This window comes from Psychrobacter sp. H8-1 (assembly GCF_904846575.1).
Lineage (GTDB): Bacteria > Pseudomonadota > Gammaproteobacteria > Pseudomonadales > Moraxellaceae > Psychrobacter > Psychrobacter fulvigenes.
On sequence record NZ_CAJHBG010000001.1, the window covers coordinates 1293625 to 1316339 of the forward strand.

Here is a 22715-nt window from a genome sequence, read left to right on the forward strand (position 1 = left end):
AATTTATACCAGTAGCGCGTTTAAATCCATAACAGTTTTACATTCAGCTGACTATATAGAGAGCTAAAAGGTTAAGACTTGCTCAAAGTCTTGTGAGTTCACCACTTCTGGTATCAAGGTGAGCTGTGAGGCTAGGTCGTCTGGCACCATGCCAGTCATCCAACCGCTAAATACATCGTCAGGGAGCCAAGCTTGCGGCATATCGTATAGTTCAAGGGATTGAATCATGCCATGCAAACGCGAATTAGGCTGCATTAACAATCCAAAGACAGGCGCGTCTAAATAAAGCTGTACTTCATGACCGAAAGTCGCAAGCGTCAAGGCTAGGGCGCAGCCTTCATAGCTTGCCATTTCAGTCGGAGTGCGTAGCTGAATGAGTAATTTCATGAGTTTAACCTTTACTATTGGCGTTTTTTTAGCACTTAAAACTGAATCAGGCGGCAATTGTCTTGCATCATCATGGCAAGCTCGCTGAGTCCAACCAAATGAAACCCTTCTGCAAGATTTTCGCTATCTAATTGATGGCGTGCGCTGTTGTCGGTATCACTGATACCGCGACTTAGCGCGGTGCTGACACAAACAGGTAGCGAGAGGTTATGTTGTTTGGCAAGCGCTTGCCATTCTTTGGTTAAATCGCTTTGGTCGGCTGACTGCCAGCGTAAGCGATTGGCAGTATGTGCGGCGTCCGCATAAAAAAACAGGTTTAATGGCGGCGTATCGTTTTTAGCCATGTCGTCAGAAATTTCAGGATCGATGTTATTATGGGCTGCTGTTTGTTGCGACGTGGCCTCTTCTAGCTTTGTTTGTTCTAACGTCTCTTTCTCTAACTTTTTGTGTTTTAAATAGGCACGTGCATAACGTAATGCTAAATGAGCGAGCGGCTGACTAGGATCAGCGGTAATCAACAGTAGTGGCGTAGGCTTATCAGTCATAGGTTATGTCATCAGTCATGTTTTAGTAGTGGTCGCTTTTTAAGGGGCTATTTTGTTTTAAGAGACTAAGTGATTGAGAAAAAGCTTGTTCGAGAGTAACCTATTTTAAAATTAGGGGCTTTAGTATCTATATTCTCAAAATGGAAGCTTGCCCTAGGCATTGTAATTGCCTATTTAGTACTCTTCAACACCTTACTGGTAAAAGAATGCTTTGTCTCTTAAGGATGTGCTATGGATGTCATGCTACCATAAGTACAGCTGAATCAAATACAATACCATTTGTTTTGTAATGACAGTCAGTCAAGCAAACATGATGTGTCTATTTCATATCACTACCCATACGCATGACCACCTCGTAAGAAAAAATTATCAACAATACGGCTGGGTTCAGGTAGTCTTATAGTCCTATGCTGCACGGAGCTTTTATTATTATGTTACCAGCTATGTCTTCTGTTACGCCCGAACAAATTCAAGTCTTATTTACTGCCAGTGAGTTTGCAGCGCAAATATGGGAGAGTCGAACGGCTTCTTGCCAGATGTTTTTACGCAGCTATCCTTTAGATCAGACCTTGACGCGCCAGCAGATAGATGACCTCATTCAAGACTATACCTTAGATGAGAATTATCAGTTGGGTGACGAAGCCACTGTCATGAAAGGCTTGCGAAATTTGCGTATGCTACTAATGATGCGCTGGATTTGGCAAGATGCACTAGGACTAATCGAGCTTGAGCAGCTGACCGATGAGCTATCGGAGCTGGCGGATGGCTGTATTCTGTTTGCCAAAGAATATACCTATCAGCACTTGGTTGCTAAATATGGTCATCCAACCTTCATTGATAGTAAAGGCGTACGACACATCGATGATATGGCCATTATGGCTATGGGCAAGCTTGGAGCACATGAGCTAAATTTATCCAGTGATATTGATTTGATCTTCGTCCATCAAGCGCGCGGTGAAACGGACGGCGATAAAGCGCAGGGCACGCGCAGTATCGACAACAAGCGTTTTATGACTCGTCTAGGTCAAGGTATTATCAAACTGCTCGATAACTGCACGGCAGATGGTTTTGTATTCCGAGTGGATATGCGCTTGCGTCCGTGGGGTGATGGTAGTGATTTGGCGATTCACTTGTCAGCACTACAAAAGTACTTCGCCAATCATGGCCGTGCATGGGAGCGCTTTGCTTGGCTCAAAGCGCGAGTGGTCGGTCAGGTTTCACCGCCGTTTTATGATGAGCTACAAGCACTGATTAAGCCTTTTGTGTTTCGATATTATGTCGATTACAGTGCCTTTTCAGCGCTCAGAGAGATGAAATCGCTCATTCAGAACCAAGTAGCGCAGCGAGAAGATTTGGACAATATTAAGCTGGGTGCAGGTGGTATCCGTGATATTGAGTTTATCGTGCAAGCCTTTCAGCTGATATATGGGGGTCGCCATCCACAACTACAGGTGAAGGCGTGCTTACAAGCGATGCAGGTATTGTGTAAGCTTGAGTATCTAGAGTTATCAACTTACGAGGAGCTGCAAGCAGCCTACCGCTTTTTACGTCGGCTTGAGCATGGTATTCAAGCGATTAATGATCAGCAAACTCAGCGCCTACCACAGGATGCTCAGTGGCAGCACAATCTAGCCGTTACCTTAGGTTTTGAGGACTGGAAAGGCTTACTGACAACGCTGAATCACCATCGAGATAATGTCAACGTGCCATTTGAGCGCATGGTGACCGAGCGTCAAGTGCCAGCGCAGGAAGACACTGCACTTGAACCTGCTGACTTAGACGAACAAGTTGTGCAGCTCGATAAGGTGCTCACTGAATCTAACCGAGAGCTATTACAGACGTTTTGGCAATCAAAGATGGTTGCAAACCTCAGTGATGAAGCCAGAAGCCGCTTAGATGCCGCTTACCCAGTGATCGTCCATGCTTTGCTTGCCCATCAAGAACAGCAGCAGCTGGCCAATACCGCATTACCAAGACTGATTGCCTTGCTTGAAGCGATTTGTCGGCGCTCTATCTACCTAGTGATGATTGCTGAAAACCCTAATGCAACCGTTGAGCTGATCCCGATGTTGTCTGCGAGTCCATGGATTGCCAATGAGCTGGCGCGTTATCCTGTGCTGCTAGATACTTTTTTGCAGCAGCGTTACCGTCATCTGCCGGACAAACCAGAGCTGCGTGATATTTTGCGCCAGCAGCTACTGCGAGTCGAGCCAAACGACGAAGAAGAGTTGCTAAGCGTCCTGAGGCTGTTTAAAAAGAATCAAGTATTGGCAGTTGCTGCGAGTGATGTACTGGCTGAGCGACCAATTATGAAGGTGTCTGACTCACTGACCTATATTGCGGCAGTGGTGTTAGAAGCGGCGCTTGAACGCGCTTTTGCAGAATTGGTCAAACGCCACGGCTATCCCATTGCCCAAAATGGCGATCCAGTGACTGGAAGCGGACTGTGGCTTTGCGATTATTGGCTATGGTAAGCTTGGCGGTCTTGAGCTGTCTTATTCCTCTGATCTAGACTTGGTGTTTTTGCACAAGATAAAAGAGCAGGGTATGACGACTGGAGAAAAGTCTGTTAGTGGGATGAAGTTTGCCGCGCGTCTGGCACAAAAGCTGATGACTTATCTGCATACCCAAACCCGTGATGGGCGAGCATATGAGATTGACATGCGCCTGCGGCCCTCAGGCAATGCTGGCATGATGGTGGTTTCTTGTCACGCATTTGAGACTTATCAACGCGAAAAAGCCTGGTCCTGGGAGCATCAAGCCTTGGTGCGGGCGCGGGCGATATGTGGTGACAAACGCGTCACGGCACACTTTTGTGACATTCGCCGCAAGGTGTTGGCCTTACCACGTACCCTCGATCAAGTGCGCACCGAAGTGACCAGCATGCGTATCAAGATGCAAAAGCATCTGGGTACCAGTCAATGGCAACAACAAGCAGGCAAGTTTCAGCTGAAACAAGATGCTGGCGGTATCATTGATATTGAGTTTTTGGCACAGTTTGCGGTGTTGGCTTACTCGCATGAACATCCAAGCTTGACCAAATGGAGTGATAACGTACGTATCTTTGAAGAAGTCGCGCTGCTTGGTATTTGGGAAGCGCAGGTCTGTCAAGATCTCACTGATGCTTATCTGCGCATTCGTGCTGCTACTCATCAATTAGCGTTGGCCGAGCAGTCACTACTGGTAGATGAAACATTGTGGCAAGAAACTCGCGCACTGGTACAAGCACAGTGGCAGCGTCTGATGGGTGTGCCTTCCAGACAGGGCGAGCCAGAATAAAACGCTGTCTAAGATACGGTATATATAAAATGCGGTATGAAAAAGTGATATCAATAAAAGACAGGTTTTGAGCAGCTAAAAGACAGTGAATCACTAAAATGTTTCATTTGTTTGCTCTGCCAGTGATATAATCGGTTTCACTATAAAAACAGTGTCAGCTTATAGTTTAAATTGCAACACTTACTCAACAAAAAAGTTAGTCGCTAGCACTAACATAAGGATTACTAAATGAATATGGCAACACAGGAAGGCAAGCTTTGGATGAATGGCACGATAATTGAACAGCCTGATGCCAAGGTTCACGTGCTCACACATAGCCTGCATTATGGTATGGCAGTGTTCGAAGGGGTACGTGCATATCAAACTGCTGACAATCGTACCGCAATCTTTCGTCTAAAAGAGCATACTGAGCGCTTATTAGGCTCTGCCAAAATTTTCCAAATGGACGTGCCTTTCGATGCTGCCACTCTTGAGCAAGCACACAAAGATGTGGTTAAGCAAAACAACTTGGCTGAAGCTTACATTCGTCCCCTGATTTGGGTCGGTGCAGAGAAGCTGGGCTTGTCTTCACGTGATAACAGTATCAATGCGATGGTTGCTGCGTGGCACTGGGGTGCCTACCTTGGTGAAGACGGTATCAAAAATGGTATCCGTGTGAAGACCTCATCATTCACGCATCACATGACCAATGTGACCATGTGTAAGGCCAAAGCCTCGAGCAACTATCCAGTCTCTATCATGGCAAACCAAGAAGTGACCCGTAATGGTTACGATGAAGCCATTTTGATGGATCCACAAGGATATGTTTGTCAAGGCGCTGGCGAGAACTTATTCTTAGTGAAAGACGGCGTACTACATACACCAGATTTGGGCGGTGGTGCGCTAGATGGTATCACCCGTCGTACGATCATTCAGTTTGCTGACGACTTAGGTATCAAAGTCGTTGAGCGCCGTATCACTCGTGACGAGTTTTATTTGGCAGACGAGATCTTTATGACAGGTACGGCTGCCGAAGTGACCCCGATTCGTGAATACGATGACCGTACTATCGGCAATGGTGGTCGTGGTCCGTTGACTGAGCAGCTACAGACGTTATATTTTGACGTAGTACATGGCCGCAATGAGCAGTATATGGATTGGTTAAGTTTTATTGATTAATCATAAGTTAGCATAGTTAGATGTTTTTTATATAGAAAAAGCTAAGATTTCTATGGGTCTTAGCTTTTTTGCGTTTATTCAACAGATCTTAAACACAGCTATTTAAATTTATCTCGCCATTTCACTTTTTTATTTGTCACATAAGGATTGGGATAGTCGCTTGTCAGACCGATACTGTCTTCGTAATAATGATACATCTCTTTGATATCGTCTAATTTATATTCAATAAGTGTCTCGTAAAATAAATGCCAGAAAAACTTATCTTTTTCAAATGGACGTGAAAGGGTAACTGCGAAGTAAGCAAGCTTATGATAAAGAGATTCTAAAGCTTGGTTGTCTATAAAAGTTGTTTTTTTATACAGCTCGATGTATTTATCCCAATTATCGATAGAAAGCTCATGTTTTAATTTTTGATAGAGGTGTTGACTATTTTCAGGAGTGTGACGTTCGAGCTGTTTGGATAGCTCTTGATTGTCAATTGCCACAAGTCCTTTGCCAGTGAAATTGTAATTTCTAAGGCGTGTAAAGTTATATGCCGTCACTAAACCGATCAAATTGCCTTCAGGAGAAATAATACACACTGGCTTTTGACACGCTAAGCCTTCTATAGCGACACGGCCCATTCCAGCAACACCTAAATACCCTGGCATCAGTTCCGCTATATCTCTAACTTCACCTAAAAACCTTACTTGAGTCTTGATATCAAGAGCATTGATACGTTTGCGTAGTTCTAATGGATCACCGCCGCCTGCGATGTCAATATTAGCTATATTACAACTATTTGCTGCCTGCAAAAAACGTAAAATTGACTCGTACTTTTCAGCACTTATACGACTGATCAATAGCCAAGCTGGTGTTATTTCACTTGCTTGATGTCGATATTCATTTAAATTAATTAAGTTGGGAATTACTTTAATCAACGGTGCTTGAGAGAAATATATACCTTCTAAATGTTTAGAGACACTGACTGATAAACTGAAACTATTACCTGTTAGACTCTGAATAAATAACCGATTAAATGGTGCGCGGTATATATCTGGTGTTCCATGAATAGTAGATATGACAGGGATACGACAAAGTTGAGCGGCCATCACAGCTGCACAGGCAAACAAATCAAGCATATGTATGCTCAGTAATTCAATATCATGACTCTCGATAGTATCAACAACATGATCGACCAGTTTGATGAAGTCAGTCGCTAAAGACACGCTTTCTATATCAACTGTAGTAAAATGACAGGTATTGAATAGCTTAGCAATATTCGGATCAAAGGCTCTCTTGTGAGTTAGTAAATAGACGTGATAATTGTGTTTATTTAAATATTGAAATTCATCTATCCAGCGGGTCTCAATACCACCGATGCCGTCAAGACGATGATAAATGAAAAGAATGTTGGTGGGTTTATTAAAATTATTTACAGCCAGTTCAGGTGGCATAAATTATTTCCTTTATTAAATGTTTAGTGAAAAGAGTGATCGCTATTGAATAAGTAGATAAGTGACTGATAGGTGTCTTTGATTATAACTATATAAGCTTATATAACTGTATGGTTTGATAGGGTAAATACGTCCACACATTAGGTAAAAGCTGTATAATACCCATACCCTTAATAGGGAGTGTATATAATAGGGCTATTATAAATGCTATCACTTAATGAGCATAGCTAAGCGATCCATATAGTTTAAAATATAGTCATAATTAAAAAATGATTAGATAGCATGTCAGTAGGCAGCTAGTATAATGGGTGTTAAATAGCTTTTATTCTTAGATTGTTAATTTACGAAGGTGGTATATGAGTAGTGATACTATTAAGGTGTTTGTAGGCTGTGATCCTAACAACTGTGATTTAGAACAAATGATGGTGCTAGACTATAGTATTCATAAATATACTAGCTTGCCTGTTGAGATTGTATGGATGCAATTGTCACGTGATCCACAAAGCTTCTGGTATTCTAACCCTGAGACAGATGAAGGGTGGAACACCACTAAATGGCCAACCCCTTTTTCAGGATTTCGCTGGGCAATACCAGAATATTGCAATTTTTCAGGACGGGCAATCTACATGGATGCAGATATGATTGTGCTGTCTGATCTGGCCGAATTATGGGCACATCCTATAAATGGTAAATCCATTGTAGCAGCTAAGACAAAAGCCGATATGACACGTCTTTGTACTTGTGTATGGGATTGTAGTAAGGCAAAAAATACCATTCCAGCAGTTACAAAGCTCAGAAAAGACCCTAAAGGCCATCGTAAAATGATGAAGCTCATCAAAAAAGACCCTAAGCTTGTCGAGCCGTATCAAGACAGCTATAACTGTGTGGATGGAGAAGGTTTAGCGATTGAAGATATCAGAATATTGCATTATTCAGATATGGGTACTCAGTTCAGCCATAAGCACTCATTAAAGAGATTGAGCGCAGAAGGCCGTGAGCACTGGTTTGATGGAGAAATAATGCCGCATCCAAGACAGGATTTAGTCGAGTTATTCGATAAATACTATTACGAAGCCCTTGATAATGGTTACCAGTTAGATAACTATCGAGTAGAGCCATTTGGTGCTTTTCCAAAAAAAACTCAGCAACGCTATACGGGCAATAAGGTCACTCGTCCACACGTCTCCAGATCGTTATTTTCGAGAGTTTTTAAACGTTAAAAAAATTATGTTCAACATACCTTAATCCATGAGATGAGTGTTACTTTATAATAGGTTTTTATTTATGAATAAACGTACCAAAATAGCGGTACTTGTTATTAACTGTCTACAAGGCGGTGGTGCTGAGCGCTCTGTGCTCACACTGGGGCAAGGGTTTTATGATTTGGGCTATGATGTCCATATTTTGAGGTTTAAGCCGCTCGTAGAATATAATCTGAATGATAATTTGAACTATCACTTATTAAAATTTAAGCCTTATAAGCTCATTCCAGGAGCAGCGCGTCGTCACAAAATTTTTGCCCGTGCTGTTGATAACTATATTTTAAATAAGATTGGTCAACCTGATATTGTTTTATCTAATCTAGAGCGACCAGACAATATTTTTCGTTATAGCCAGTTGCCGAATGTGGCTTATGTGATTCACAGTACATTATCGTTATATTATAAGTTTAATCAGGTAAGCAATCTTGATCAGTTAAAGTTAAAACTGCGAGACATTTACTCTCAACATCCCTGTATATGCGTAAGTGACGGCGTAAAAGATGATTTTATTCAGCATCTGGGTAATATTACCCCTATAACCACTATTAATAATCCTATTGATCGAGATAGTATTCAGGAGTTAGCTACAGAGTTTATTCCTAATTATCAAAATTATATTGTGCATGTTGGTAGCTTTAAAGAAGCTAAGCGCCACGATATACTACTCAAGGCTTATGCAAAAACTGACCAATCCTTACCTTTGTTACTCCTAGGACAAGGTAAGCTAAAAAGTGACATAGAGCAATTAATCGTCGATCTTGGTTTAACAGAGAAGGTAACCCTATTAGGCTTTCAGAAAAACTCATATCCGTATGTCAAGCATGCCCAATTTGAAATCATGACGTCTAATCGAGAAGGGTTTCCGATGGTTCTTGCAGAGGCTTTGGCACTTGGCACGCCAGTTATCAGTACTGACTGCCAGTCTGGACCAAGAGAGATGTTGCCTGAAAAAAACTTAATGCCGATAGATAATGTCGACGCTGTCGCGGAGAAGTTAAGCCAAGCTATGAAAAACCCACAACAATTCTACGCAGACTTCGATGAAGCACTTCTCCCGAAAGAGATTGCCAAAAAATATCTTGAGTTTGTACAAACTGTTGTCTAATGTGCTTTTGGTTCATTGTTATTGTTCAATAGACTCTAATCAATAGGTAAATTAGTTTACTCATAGTATTCGCAGAAAAGAGAAATTTTAAGATGAAAAAAGTAGCTGTTGTTAGCCTTATTGATGAGCATGAACGTCGTCAACATATTGATAGCTTGTTTGATGCACATAATCTTGATTTTAGCTACTTTGATGCTATAAATAAGACTCAAGTTGAAGATACTTTGCAGAAACATGGTTTAAAAGTTCAATCAGCAAGAATGTCTGCAGGAGAGGTTGCTTGTTATCTAAGTCACTATTGTTTGTGGCAGCAAGTTATAGCGCACAAGCTGCCATATTTAATGGTTTTTGAAGATGATATATATTTTTCTAAAAGAGCTAAAACCTTATTAAATAACCTTGATTGGTTACCCAATGATTTTGATGTGATTAAACTTGAGACTATGCATGGTAGGGTTATGATCAATAAAGGCATCGACATCATGCTAGATCATAAGTTATGCCATATGAGGAGCAGTCACATGGGTATGGCTGGATATATTATTAGCCAAAAAGGGGCTAAAAAGCTGGTGACAATGATACAAGGGTTAGGGGTCGATAGGCCTGTTGATCATATTATGTTCGATAGGCTGATTGAGCAAAAAGCGAGCAAAGTGTATCAAGTATCCCCAGCTTTATGTATCCAAGATAAGATATATAATGAACAATCTACGCGCTTTGGAAGTTGTCTTGAAGAAGAAAGGCAGGCTAGGCCTGTTATCAAAGTCAAACTCTCTGCACAACAAAAAATTAATAGAGAGCTAATGAGACTTTGGACACAAATGCAGTTAGTAAATTTTTCGCGTTCACTACTATTGACTGTTGGCGGCTACAAAAAGCAAAAGATCGAATATAAAGAGTAGTGCAATGCTGATACATTAACTAGCAATGGTATTGTCGCTACCGATAAGCTCTAAGTATTGTACAGCAGCATAATCAGGATAAAACTTCTCCTCTAAAGCAATGATAAATTTTTCAGGATTGTCTACTACTGCTAACATTTTTTGCGATAAAGTATCCGTATCATCGACAGGTACTAGGTTTTTGGAAGGTAATACTTCAGGAGGCCCTGATGGACAAGCGGTACTAATAACTGGCGTACCTAAAGAGATGGCTTCAAGCATGGCAATATTTAATCCTTCATAGTCTGATGAGATGACCATGGCTAGAGCGTTCTTTATATAAGGATATGGGTTTGTTGTAAGACCTACAAAATGAACGCGATTAGCGACCCCCAACTGCTTAGCCAGTGCTTCAGATGCTGGACGTTCTACTCCATCACCAACCAATACTAAATCAACGTCTAAGTTGCTTTTTGCATAAGCTTTGATTAACAGATCATGTCTTTTTGCCATTTTAAACGTACTGACATTTATCAAATAGTCTTGATATGGAGGGGTAAATAGCGCTGATAAATCTTCAGCCTTTTGTAGATCAACAGGATCATAAATGGTCGTTATATCAATAGCTTGCTCTAACAGAATAGGCAAATCTGCGGTCACCCCCTGGCTGACACCTATACAAGGCTTTGATAAGTAAATGTCTTTTAACTGCTTCAATGATCTTGATGACATGCTATGAAGCTTAGATAAAGTATTGTGAACCACTAAATAGACATTATCTAAATGACTATGCGCCAAAAACTGATCGATAGATTTTAAGTTAGACAATAATAAGTCGGGAGCACCTATATTTTTTATAATAAACGCATCTATCGCCTTTGCTATGATTTTCTTTCGCATGAATCTTGGTATCTTGCGATAGTTATCATAAGGAAAAATGTGCACAGGTATATCACTAGGGACAGGCAATTTAATCTCATCACGTAGTAGCAAAATATGTACATTATGCTGTGCTTTTTTTAAGGCTTTAGCCAAGGTAATTACAAATTGCTCTGCACCTCCAATATTTAAAGAAGGTATTGCCAGAATAATGGTCTGTAGTTTTTTATTGGGATGTGTAGGTATTGTCATAATATTTAAATGTTCAATAGACCCTAATGAGAGTTAAAAAGTTTTTTAGATACTGGCGAATGATTCATCACGGGAACACCCAGTTTGTTATAAACTCTACTCAGTAAATTAAAAGAGGGCACAATACGATCAGTGATGGCTTTGTCAAGCTTACATGGAGCATTGTTGTCCTCATCTTCATAAAATCGTGGTTTATGACTGTTTAATAAGTCTATACCATACAAGTGAATAGCGCCTGCTTGCCGCGAAAACGCTAATTGAGCTGCAATATAGGCAACAGTTCCCGCTTCAACAAAGCCGTCAGTGACATTCAGCGAGACCCCAATAGCCTCTGGCTTGTGAGAGTCATCAATCACAAAGTTAGAGTGATTGGCAAGTTCACTGAGCGCTATCTTTTTATTTACAAACTTCTTAATGACAGGTAATGAAGTAAGCCAGTGCTTATTGACCCTACTATTTAATGGTCTATCAACGGGAAATATTATTCTCATATTATTGTGATACTGAGATATTAACTCAGGTAAGTCTGCGCTCATTGCTTCATAGACAGCAAGGGTAGCGTATAGAAGCTGCCCTTTATAATATTGAGTTAGAACCTCTGGATTGTTTTTAATGAATCTGGCATCGCTGATCACATAGCCTACAATATTAGAAAAAGCATGCTCTTTCGTTAAGCTTAAACTGCCATTGACAAATATACTTGGTGTGGATGTCAAATGTTTATCAAAAACCAAATCCGCAATAGAAGGCCCGGATGCAAATATATTGACCACTTGCTTGTTCAGGTTTTGACTGTCTTCACTGGCGTCAAAAGCTTTGATACTCACCTTTTTTCCATGGACACTTATAGCTATGGCATCAGGAAAGTTTATAGCTTTTTTTATATTATTATCCAATATAGTATTTCCTACAGAGTTTTATCATTTAGCTTTTAAACAATATTTATTTATCACAGCAGCACGCCCATATTAGCGTATCGGTTTTATTTCGAACGAACCATAGCTCTAGAAAATGCGCAAATTCATAACAATGCAAGCCAATGCTTTAACTGGGTCTGCTAATTTAATTATACCCAATGTCTAATTATACCCAATGTTTCTCAAGCCATGGACTGGACTTCACATGACGATACCATTTTCCGCCGCCACCTTTAATCGCATCGGGCGGATTAATCTCACCATGAAAGATGACGATTTTTGCACCATCAGGGAGTTTTGGCGCTCGCACAAGGTTAAATGGAATAGGGGCAATACACTGGTATTTGAAGCTAACGCACCATGTTTTATCCCAGTACTCTAAGTGATGATGCTCACGTAAGTAGTTAGAGAGATAAGCTTGCTCATGACGAACTTGCTGGCGAATGCTGTCGAAATTACGTTCGAAGTTTGCAAGCAAGTCAGGGTAGGTGTTTTGCCCAATTTTGAAGCGATAGACCGAGCTGTTACCGATCATACGCCAAGGTTTTTTCCAGTCACGAATGATGACCACGCTATCGTCATGCTTGGCTTCGTAAGTAAAAAAAGCATCGATATTATCGACGATAACGATATCGATATCCAAAAACAGCGCAACCCCTTTAAGGTCGTATAGCTCAGGTTTGAAAGTGGTGAGCTTTTTCCAACCACGCTCAGGGCCAGCTGGCAGATCCATCTCTGGAATTGGATAGCATCGAACGGCAGAATCAATACCAGTGCTATCATCGGTCAGACAGACCATCTGAAAATCTAAAGTTAGATGCCTGCTGACCATATTATATAAACGATTGACGTATTCAGGACCGTATTTATCACCCCATTTCATACAGATGATATAACGCTGCTCAGGTGTGCTATCTCTTGTAGAGACTTCTTGCTCTGTCATTAGAGATTCAGTTTGATTGCTTGTCATAATAGACTCTTATTGATATCAAAGAAGGGCAAAGAATGGTACTGATTTTAGCATAAACCTTATTTACTGTACGTCTAAGTCATCGTATTAGCTGTCTTTGCTGCTTTTGCTAAGATTCGTTGAGCTGTCATTGTTAGCTTGCTCATTACAATTGTTATTATTGTGATGAGCGTGAATAAAGTCGGCTAGAGCAGTCTCATCTGCGCGATAAGGGTCTTCTATGATGGGTATATGCTTAAAGCGCCTGTAGCCCCACATGTAATGGTCAAAGTTGTCATAAATCATATCTTCCATCGCTTGATTGAGTGCATGAGCAGCAGTAGATACATTACGGTCATATAGTGCTGGATCATCAAGCTTATAACAATGAATATCAAATCCGCGACCATCGTCACGACGAATGCAGGACAACCCTACCAAGGCACATTTGGTTTTGCTAGCGAGTTTTGAGGCCAGGGTGCTGGTTAATGTCTCGACACCAAAAAACGGTACTACTACGCCGCCTGTTGGTTCAGGAACATGATCAGGCAGGATAATGCTAAAACCACCTTGTTTGAGGGTTTTGAATATCGCCTTGACGCCACTGGCATCGGTAGGCACTAAAGTTGCATTGAGCCGCGAACGTCCTCGCAGGAGAAAGTCATTGGTAATATTGCCTTTCACTGGCTTGTACATGATGGTTGGCGCACCAAACTGGTTGAGCCAAGCGTTCATCATCTCCCACGTACCCAAGTGCGGCACGATAGCGAGCATGCCATTTGGGTTATTAAGACCCTCAAGCAAAATGTCTTTATTATGGACGTCACAGACTTGCTTAATGCTCCATTCAGGAGACATTGCCCAGCTTTTGACAGACTCGACACTGCTAAGACATTGATGTAGCACGATGTCTTTAATCAGTGCTTGTTTTTTAGCAGCAGATAATGCAGGAGCCACCAGCGATAAGTTGATGTTAATCGCACGAGTCAGACTGGCATTAGGCATGCGCATTATGATGTAGGCAACAAAACGCGCCAATACCTGTAAGACAGATAGTGGCACGTATTTGAAAACCTGATAAGGATTCATAATTTTTCACATTGTAATAGATGACTGTGTAGTCTCTCATAACTCGAGATGCTACTGAACACACAATCACGCTGTAAAAAAAATGTATGCATTATCAGACCCTTTATTGGGCAGGTTTATTGGTGTCAGCCTGTGCTTTTTCGCGCACACGAATGCCCAATTCACGCAGTTGTTTGCTGTCAACTTCAGCAGGGGCTTGAGTCAATGGGCATTCAGCAGTTTTGGTTTTCGGAAAGGCGATGACATCACGAATGGAGTCCGCACCAACCATTAGCATAATCAGACGATCCAAACCAAAGGCCAGACCACCGTGCGGCGGCGCACCGAACTTAAGGGCGTCAAGTAAGAAGCTGAATTTCGCTTCTGCTTCGGCCTCGTCGATACCGAGTGCTTCAAACACGGCTTTTTGCATCTCAAGCGTATTGATACGCAAGCTACCACCACCGACTTCAGTACCGTTCAGTACCATGTCATAGGCGACAGAAAGAGCAGTCTCTGGGCTGTTCTTTAATTCATCTACTGAGCCTTATGGCTTAGTGAAGGGATGGTGTACCGAGGTCCATTTTCCATCATCCGTTTCTTCAAACATAGGGAAGTCGGTGACCCATAGCGGCGCCCACGTGCAAGTCTGCATCTCAAGATCTAGACCAATCTTCTGACGCAGTGCTCCCATGGCATCATTAACAACACTGGCTTTATCTGCACCAAAGAAGATAATGTCGCCATCTTGTGCACCAGTGCGCTCGACTAGGCTGGCTAACACCTCATCGGTCATGTTTTTGATGATTGGCGATTGTAATCCAGACTCTTTATCGACGCCATTGTTGATCAAGCTTACATCGTTGACTTTGATATAAGCTAAGCCACGCGCACCATAGATACCAACATATTTGGTATATTCATCGATTTGTCTACGGGTGAGAGCCGCACCATTAGGGATACGTAGTGCCGCGACGCGACCTTTTGGATCATTGGCTGGGCCGGAGAAGACTTTGAAATCAACACTCTGCATGAGATCTGCAACGTCGACCAGTTTTAGGGGAATACGTAGGTCAGGTTTGTCTGAAGCGTAGTCACGCATCGCATCCGCATAGGTCATACGTGGGAAGTCGGCAAGCTCCACATCCATCATGGTTTTGAATAAGTGCTTGATGAGACCTTCGTTGATGTTCATGATTTCTTCTTCATCTAAGAAAGAAGTCTCAATATCCACTTGCGTAAACTCTGGCTGACGATCAGCTCGTAAATCTTCATCACGGAAGCACTTAGCGATTTGATAGTAGCGATCAAAACCAGATACCATCAATAGCTGTTTAAATAACTGTGGCGACTGCGGCAGGGCAAAGAAGTTACCTGGGCGTGTACGTGACGGCACCAGATAGTCACGAGCACCTTCAGGGGTCGCGCGTGTCAAGATAGGAGTTTCAACATCTAAGAAACCATGGTCATCTAAGTAACGACGAATGGCTGATGTGGCCTTGGCACGGAATACCATACGCTCTTGCATCTGCGGACGACGCATATCGAGGTAACGATACTTCAGGCGCAAGTCTTCTGATACAGTGGTGTTTTCATCGTTAAGCGGGAATGGCGGCGTATCAGACTTAGCCAATACTTCGATTTCTTTGCCCAATAGCTCGATTTGACCACTGGTCATATTTGGGTTTTCGGTGCCTTCATAACGACGACGCACGCGACCAGTAATTTTAAGTACGTATTCAGGACGTGCCGCATCGGCAGTCGCAAATGCTTCTGGAGTATCAGGATCGATGACGACTTGCAGGATGCCTGCACGATCACGCATGTCTAAGAAAATTACGCCACCATGATCGCGGCGGCGATGTACCCAGCCTACGATAGTGATGGTTTGTTCTATAAAGCTTTCGGTTACGGCTCCGCAATATTCGTCTCGGTATTTGCCATGCGTCATAGTACTTTGCGTCATAATATTAGTTATCCAGTTGTCAGCCCAGTTCGATGTACAATCATGCGGCCAGCGCTATTTGATTTCAACCAATGCTATCTTTTTTGTCATTGGCTCACGACAAGCCATCATGGCATGAGAACCAGTAGGCAAGAAATGAGCGTTTATCAGTTGCTAAGTATAGGCTTAAGTGGCGCTGCTATTTTAATATAGCGTATCTTATGTCGATGTGATTTAAGATGTTATGAAAAAATAGCAAATAAAACGCGATCAAGACAAAACCTCGTCGCGCTGGCTGCATGGAAATAGATGTAAACGCATATTATGCCTAATCTGCCATTTTTATACAACTCTGCTTGCACAATCCCTTTAGATTCGGTTACGCGTGACAAGCTGATAGCGTCATGGTTCGACGTTCATTTAACAGATGTTTGTACAGCTGCCATATAATAGGTTAAATATCGTATGTAGGCTTGAAAACTGTCGACTGTGCGTGCATATCAGTTTGATATTAACTATATTACTTTCACATACAACCCAAGCTAATAAGTTGTCATACTAAGCGGTTGTAGGTTGTACTGATAACAAGATTGATATCGATTATTTTATTTAAGGAAACTTTATGCTATTTCATCCGCCCAAAAACCCTGTTGAGCTAAAAGTTCTGCATCTCAATAAAAATCAAGAAAAGCGCCGTGAAGACCTTATGGAAGCGACTCAAGGTAAGGCCGCACTTAAGCAGCTCAAAAAGAGCATGGCAAAAAAAGCGAAAAAGGCCTTAAAAGTTAAAGCCAAAAGTAAAGACAAGTCGCAGCAAGTATTTGTGCTTGATTTTGATGGTGATCTGAAAGCCACAGCGGTGAAGCATCTGCGTGAAGAGATCAGCACTCTGATTAGCACGGCTAACAAAGGTGATGAAGTAGTGGTTCGTCTTGAATCATCGGGCGGCTTGGTGCATGGCTATGGTCTGGCTGCGGCGCAGTTGGCACGCCTAAAAGATGCAGGTCTTAAACTTACTGTCTGTGTTGATAAAGTCGCTGCCAGTGGTGGTTATATGATGGCCTGCGTCGCGGATAAGGTCATTGCTGCACCGTTTGCGGTTATTGGATCAATCGGAGTGGTATCACAATTGCCAAACTTCCATAAATGGCTCAAAAATCACGACGTTGATTATGAGATGTTCACCGCAGGTGATTATAAGCGCACAGTTACTATATTTGGTGAAAACGACGAAGAAGATCGTGCGAAGTATCAAGAAGAGCTTGAGCAAACACATCAGCTATTTAAGCATTTCGTCAATACCTATCGTCCGTCTTTGGACTTGGACAAGGTTGCAACTGGCGAACATTGGTATGGTGAGGACGCTTTAGCGCTAAACCTGGTGGATAGCTTACAGACTTCGGACAGTTATATTTTGCAGTTGATGGATAGGAGTCAAGTGTATGCATTGCATTCACGCCAAAAGCCAACTTTGGCCGAAAAGCTGGGTCTGGCACAGGCTGCAGAAGCGACGCTTAATATCGCCGCTGACAAGCTACCAGAAGCCTTGATGCGCTTTGACTTTAATAGTCGCTTAAATATTCTAAAATAAAATCTGAGTCATTAAAGTGTGTTGACAACCTAAAGGTGTGGCCTAGCCGGTCGCGCCTTTTTCTGTTTCAGAACAAGGGTTATGCTATAAATGTAGAGAGCGTTCTACCTAATATAGTCAATCCACTATAAAAGTATTACAGCGTTAACCTCGCTTGAAGCATTTAATATACATCTACACTTGGTTGCCTTGTACTACTTGCAAATTGAATTGACTATCTGCACTAAAGACAGATAGCTAGTGGTCACTGATGGCTAGTGGCTTACGGTAAAATCTAGAATATTTAACAAGGAAGAGGAATATAATAATGACAACCAATACATCACAAACTATGTTTAGCGCAACGGCGCATGGTCAGTCCATGCATCAACAAGTCAAAGAATTCATAGAAACGCATATCGAGCCGATAGAAGCCCAGTTCTGGCAAGACTGTCATGAGCAAAATCCTGATGGCCATTGGGAAAACTGGCAGTGGCCAGAAGCGTACGAGACCCTGAGAGCAAAAGCACGCGCTGCAGGCTTGTGGAATCTGTTTTTACCTGATGAAAATCTAGGTGCTGGGCTATCCGTCACTGATTATGCACCGATTGCAGAGTTGACCGGACGCAGTTTATTGGCACCTTACGTTTTTAACTGTAATGCGCCTGACAGCGGCAATATGGAGCTGTTGTGGCGTTATGGCAGTACTGAGCAGCAAGATAGGTGGCTGACGCCATTATTGGAAGGTAAGACCCGCTCGGTATTCTGTATGACGGAGCCTGATGTTGCCTCTAGTGATGCGACCAACATGCAGGCAACTGCCGTGGTCGATGGTGATGAGATCATCATTAATGGTAGCAAGTGGTGGTCATCTGGTCTTGGTGATCCTGCTGTTGATGTGTTGATAGTCATGGCGTATACCCCTGATGAGAGTAAAGATCGTCATCATCAACACTCTATGGTGCTGGTGCCTGCTAAGACCGCTGGTGTCAAAATCGAGCGTATGCTAAAGGTATTTGGTGATTACGATGCGCCGCATGGTCATGGCGAGGTGAGCTTTACTGACGTGCGTGTGCCAGCCGCTAACTTCATTGGTGGGCCAGGGATGGGCTTTGAGATTGCGCAAGGGCGCTTGGGACCAGGTCGAATACATCACTGTATGCGTTGTATTGGTGCTGCAGAGAAGTCTTTGGAGCTTGCTATTCACCGCGGTATGCAGCGTACGGCTTTTGGTAAGCCGTTATTGCAGTTGGGCGGTAACCTCGAGCGTATTAGCGATGCTCGTATCAAAATTGACCAAGCCCGCTTATTGACGCTATATGCTGCACAAAAAATGGACAGTCAAGGTACCAAAGCGGCGCTAACTGAAATATCAGCCATTAAAGTAGTTGCTCCAACTGTGCTACAAGAAGTGGTCGATATGGCGATTCAGATTTATGGTGGCATGGGTGTGTGTCAAGATGCATTACTACCAAGCTTTTTTGCACAAGCACGCGCACTGCGCTTAGCTGACGGCCCTGATGAAGTGCATAAAACCATGATTGCCAAATTAGAGCTAAAGCGTGAAGGATATCGTCTTAAGCGTTAAGTTGTAATAAGTCAGCTATTAAAATAGCCTAAGCAATAAATATTGATTAATAGAAACTGACTTTGAAGGGGCGTAGGGTGGATTTATCCACCACTATAATAGCTTTTAGGTGCTTAGAAAGCACCCTACGACTAAGTCGGCTCTCGCTTATGATTTATTTTTGATGATAAATAACCAGATGATAAGGAACATCACATGGCAACAGATAATAATGCAAAGAATAATGAGAAAAACAATAATAAAGTATTGGATGAAGGTGGGCCAGTAAGAGACGGGGAAGCCCTTGATGTACAAGCAGTAAGCAGCTGGTTGCAAGATCAGGGTGTAGAGGTAGCAGGTGAACCTACTGTCACTCAGTTTTCAGGAGGTGCGTCAAACTGGACCTATCGTTTACAGTACGAAAACCAAGATCTTATCTTACGTCGTCCACCCAAAGGCACTAAAGCGAAGTCAGCGCATGACATGGTGCGTGAATATACGGTACAAAAAGCGCTAAAAGAAGATTATCCGTATGTACCAAAAATGGTGGCTTTGTGCACAGATGATGAGGTCATTGGTGCCGACTTTTATGTGATGGAGCGGATGGAAGGTATCATTCCACGTGCCAACTTACCAAAAGAAGTGGTGTTAACGCCTACCCAAACGCGTGAGCTATGTAGCAATGTGATTGATGCCTTGATTGAGTTGCATCAAGTAGACTACCAAGACAATCCTGACCTAAAAGCCTTAGGCCGCGGTGATGGTTACTGCGAGCGTCAAGTCAATGGTTGGGATAAGCGTTACGTCAAGGCAAAAACCCCCAATGTACCAAGCTTTGCCTTAGTACGTCAGTGGCTGAATAAGCATACACCCGTCGATATTAAAACCTGCGTCATTCATAATGATTGGCGTTTTGATAATATTGTCTTAGACGCTGCTTATCCTACCAAAGTCATCGGTGTACTCGACTGGGAGATGGCCACCTTAGGCGATCCATTGATGGACTTAGGTAGCGCGCTCGCTTACTGGATTGAGGAAGATGATAATATCATCATGCAGCAGTCGCGCCGTCAGCCGACTCACTTAGAAGGTATGATGACACGTAGTGAAGTGGTGGATTATTACCTTGAGCGTACTGGTCTAAAAGTAGACAACTGGACATTTTATGAAGTGTTTGGTCTGTTTCGCTTAGCAGGTATCGTGCAGCAGATTTATTATCGCTACTATCATAAGCAAACTAAGAATCCTGCCTTCAAAAACTTTTGGATTATCAACCATGTGCTGCATGCTAAGTGTTTAAAGCTGATTGCGCAATACGAAGGTGAGGCGCTATTTAACAGTCATGTACAGCCGCATTTGCAAGATATGGGTGTCGATATGGCTACTATTGAGAAGCTACCAAGCCCTGTGCAGGCCGTCATTAAAGGCATATTACCCAAAAGCTATTTTGAGCAACCATCTGAGTAGCTTATAGGGTATTCATGCCTTAGTCCCAACTATTTTAATATGTTGGCGTAAGCTGTGGCTTTAGCCCAGCATTTTGCTTTTGCAAAGGTTCAAGCTGGGCTAAAGCCACAGCCTACAGCTTAACTAAGTTGAGAGCTTGATGTATTGATATTAAGCTTTATTAAAAATATTACAGTATTTATAGACATAGGCAGTATTTTTATGACAACTATTCTCTTGGCACGCCACGGTCAAGCATCGTTTGGACAACAAAACTACGATCAGCTCTCAGAGTTAGGGGGCTTACAGGCGCGTTTACTTGGTCAGCATTATGCAACCACTCAGCGCCGTATCGATGCGATATTTACAGGCAGCTTGTCAAGACAACAGGACTCAGCGCGCTACTTTTGGGAAGCTTATCAGCCTGCATCAGCGGCCAGTCTTTCGCTACCAGCATTAGACTTGACGGTTCCTGATAGCTATTTGATTGAGAGCTTTAATGAGTTTAATCATAAGGATGTGTTTATAAAATCCAATCCTGCATTTACCAGTCAAGAAGCAATCGCCTCAGAGATTGCCAAAGCAGAGGTACCAAAACAACGCTTGGCTGAGTTGTTTGACTTGGCCATGCAGCGCTGGCATGCGGGAGACAATGATGAGGCTTATCTAGAGAGTTGGCCACAGTTTAATGTGCGCGCTCAGCGAGCGCTCGATCAGGTACGCAAGCAAGCATCACAACTTAATCATTTGGAACGCGACAGTACGGTGCTGGTCTTTACCTCAGGGGGTGTGATTGCTGCAATTACCGCTCAATTATTACGACAAGGCAGTCAAACCGCTTATCAAATAAATAAAAACCTTGTAAATACTGGTGTGACGGCCATCACTGTCAGAGAACAAGTACCGCAACTGTTGTCGTTAAATGAATACAGTCACTTATTTTCTGATGGAGAGCGCTTTGTCACTTGGCGCTAGAATCAAAGTTAATAGCGTTTGTTTTTTAGATTCTTTGATACATATCCGTACTTATTTATTAGGGTATTGCCATTATAATAGAGGGTGCCAACCCTCTTTTTTTTATTCTTATGAACGCATTATTATATAAGGGACTGCTTATGCAAAATAAATTAATGAATTTGGTAACGCAGACTGCCAAACAAGGCAAAGATCAGACATTCAGCGCTATTCAGCCTGCACGCTATTTAAAAGGCTTGACGAAATCGCAAGTTGGCCTCGACAAAACGGTATTGATCACCGGTGCCAGCTCAGGCCTTGGTGAGGCAATGGCGCGCATCTTTGCAAGTCTAGGCTACAATTTAGCCATCTGTGCCCGCCGTGCCGAACGTCTGGAACAGCTCAAAGCTGAGCTCATGGATCGCTATGCTGATATTCGTATTGAGTATCGCGTGCTTGACGTCACTGATTATGATGCGATATTTGAAGTGTTTGATGCTTTTGCTGCTGATTTCGGTCACATCGACCGCGTAGTAGTCAACGCAGGAGTGGGAGAGAGTCGCCGCATTGGTAAAGGCCGTTTTGAGACCAATCGCCGTACGGCTGAGATTAACTTCATCTCAGCGTTGGCACAGTGCGAAGCGGCAATGAAAATATTCCGCGAGCAAAACAGTGGTCATTTGGTGGTAATATCTAGCATGTCAGCGATGCGCGGCTTGCCTAAGCATATGACCACTTATGGCGCTAGCAAGGCTGGTTTGGCATATTTGGCAGAAGGTATTCGTGCGGATATGCTACTCGAGAAACTGCCAATTAAGGTTTCTACTATTTATCCAGGTTATATTCGTACCGAAATCAATACCAATGCCAAACCGTTGCCATTTGAAGTCGATGCTGATACAGGTACCAAAGCCATCGTGGCTGCTATTGAGTCTGGGGTGGCAGAAGCCTGTGTACCAAGCTTGCCTTGGTCAATTGTGGGTCAAGCAATGAAGCACTTACCACTTGGTATTGTTAACAAAATTAGCTAATCAGTTCGTCAATGCTTATTTAAACAGCAAAAACCCCTCTACATTATTGTGTAGAGGGGTTTTTTATGACCATTGATATATTAT

General features: G+C 42.6%; 16 protein-coding genes and 2 pseudogenes. 10 read left to right on the plus strand and 8 right to left on the minus strand.

Annotated elements, in window-relative coordinates:
* Window positions 1-63: 63 nt before the first annotated feature.
* Both JMY01_RS05455 and tusD read right to left on the minus strand, forming a co-directional pair.
* On the minus strand, window positions 64-387 hold the full coding sequence (locus tag JMY01_RS05455) for a hypothetical protein (RefSeq protein ID WP_201574639.1): 324 nt from the start codon (window positions 385-387) through the stop codon (window positions 64-66).
* Window positions 388-422: 35 nt separating this feature from the next.
* A complete protein-coding gene (tusD, locus tag JMY01_RS05460; protein WP_201574640.1) occupies window positions 423-932 on the minus strand; it encodes a sulfurtransferase complex subunit TusD in 510 nt (169 codons plus the stop codon).
* Between the two features lie 431 nt (window positions 933-1363).
* Here tusD and glnE point away from each other — a divergent pair.
* Both glnE and JMY01_RS05470 read left to right on the plus strand, forming a co-directional pair.
* Window positions 1364-4211 (plus strand): annotated as a pseudogene (gene glnE, locus JMY01_RS05465) (bifunctional [glutamate--ammonia ligase]-adenylyl-L-tyrosine phosphorylase/[glutamate--ammonia-ligase] adenylyltransferase).
* A 228-nt stretch (window positions 4212-4439) separates the two neighbouring features.
* Window positions 4440-5369, plus strand: a complete 930-nt coding sequence (locus JMY01_RS05470; protein ID WP_201574641.1) for a branched-chain amino acid transaminase — start codon at window positions 4440-4442, stop codon at window positions 5367-5369.
* A 98-nt stretch (window positions 5370-5467) separates the two neighbouring features.
* Here JMY01_RS05470 and JMY01_RS05475 read toward each other — a convergent pair whose 3' ends face one another.
* Window positions 5468-6805 carry a glycosyltransferase gene (locus JMY01_RS05475; protein WP_201574642.1) on the minus strand — a complete coding sequence of 446 codons (1338 nt, stop codon included), beginning with the start codon at window positions 6803-6805 and terminating at the stop codon, window positions 5468-5470.
* Window positions 6806-7161: 356 nt separating this feature from the next.
* Between JMY01_RS05475 and JMY01_RS05480 the strand changes: the two genes are divergently transcribed.
* The 3 genes from JMY01_RS05480 to JMY01_RS05490 all read left to right on the plus strand — a co-directional run bounded on the left by JMY01_RS05480 (window position 7162) and on the right by JMY01_RS05490 (window position 10074).
* A complete protein-coding gene (locus tag JMY01_RS05480) occupies window positions 7162-8025 on the plus strand; it encodes a glycosyltransferase (protein ID WP_201574643.1) in 864 nt (287 codons plus the stop codon).
* A gap of 64 nt (window positions 8026-8089) precedes the next feature.
* Window positions 8090-9172: a glycosyltransferase gene (locus JMY01_RS05485; protein ID WP_201574644.1), complete on the plus strand. Its 1083-nt coding sequence runs from the start codon at window positions 8090-8092 to the stop codon at window positions 9170-9172.
* Between the two features lie 92 nt (window positions 9173-9264).
* Window positions 9265-10074, plus strand: a complete 810-nt coding sequence (locus JMY01_RS05490; protein WP_201574645.1) for a glycosyltransferase family 25 protein — start codon at window positions 9265-9267, stop codon at window positions 10072-10074.
* Window positions 10075-10089: 15 nt separating this feature from the next.
* Here JMY01_RS05490 and JMY01_RS05495 read toward each other — a convergent pair whose 3' ends face one another.
* The 5 genes and pseudogenes from JMY01_RS05495 to aspS form a co-directional block, all read right to left on the minus strand.
* The gene (locus JMY01_RS05495) at window positions 10090-11184 is read right to left on the minus strand and encodes a glycosyltransferase (protein ID WP_201574646.1); all 1095 of its coding nucleotides are present in this window, start codon (window positions 11182-11184) and stop codon (window positions 10090-10092) included.
* A 23-nt stretch (window positions 11185-11207) separates the two neighbouring features.
* A complete protein-coding gene (locus JMY01_RS05500) occupies window positions 11208-12011 on the minus strand; it encodes a hypothetical protein (RefSeq protein WP_227677692.1) in 804 nt (267 codons plus the stop codon).
* Between the two features lie 256 nt (window positions 12012-12267).
* Entirely contained in the window at window positions 12268-13044 is a 777-nt protein-coding gene (locus tag JMY01_RS05505; RefSeq protein ID WP_201577250.1) for a glycosyltransferase, read from the minus strand.
* A 114-nt stretch (window positions 13045-13158) separates the two neighbouring features.
* A complete protein-coding gene (locus JMY01_RS05510) occupies window positions 13159-14139 on the minus strand; it encodes a lysophospholipid acyltransferase family protein (protein WP_201574647.1) in 981 nt (326 codons plus the stop codon).
* A 103-nt stretch (window positions 14140-14242) separates the two neighbouring features.
* Window positions 14243-16069, minus strand: a pseudogene (gene aspS / locus JMY01_RS05515) (aspartate--tRNA ligase).
* A gap of 616 nt (window positions 16070-16685) precedes the next feature.
* Here aspS and sohB point away from each other — a divergent pair.
* The 5 genes from sohB (at window position 16686) to JMY01_RS05540 (ending at window position 22631) form a co-directional block, all read left to right on the plus strand.
* Window positions 16686-17654, plus strand: coding sequence for a protease SohB (gene sohB, locus JMY01_RS05520; RefSeq protein ID WP_201574648.1), 969 nt, complete (start codon window positions 16686-16688; stop codon window positions 17652-17654).
* Window positions 17655-17985: 331 nt separating this feature from the next.
* On the plus strand, window positions 17986-19221 hold the full coding sequence (locus tag JMY01_RS05525) for an acyl-CoA dehydrogenase family protein (RefSeq protein ID WP_201577261.1): 1236 nt from the start codon (window positions 17986-17988) through the stop codon (window positions 19219-19221).
* A gap of 195 nt (window positions 19222-19416) precedes the next feature.
* Window positions 19417-20667, plus strand: coding sequence for a phosphotransferase family protein (locus JMY01_RS05530; RefSeq protein ID WP_201574649.1), 1251 nt, complete (start codon window positions 19417-19419; stop codon window positions 20665-20667).
* Between the two features lie 201 nt (window positions 20668-20868).
* Window positions 20869-21621: a histidine phosphatase family protein gene (locus tag JMY01_RS05535; RefSeq protein WP_201574650.1), complete on the plus strand. Its 753-nt coding sequence runs from the start codon at window positions 20869-20871 to the stop codon at window positions 21619-21621.
* Window positions 21622-21761: 140 nt separating this feature from the next.
* A complete protein-coding gene (locus tag JMY01_RS05540; RefSeq protein WP_201574651.1) occupies window positions 21762-22631 on the plus strand; it encodes an SDR family oxidoreductase in 870 nt (289 codons plus the stop codon).
* Window positions 22632-22715 lie beyond the last annotated feature (84 nt).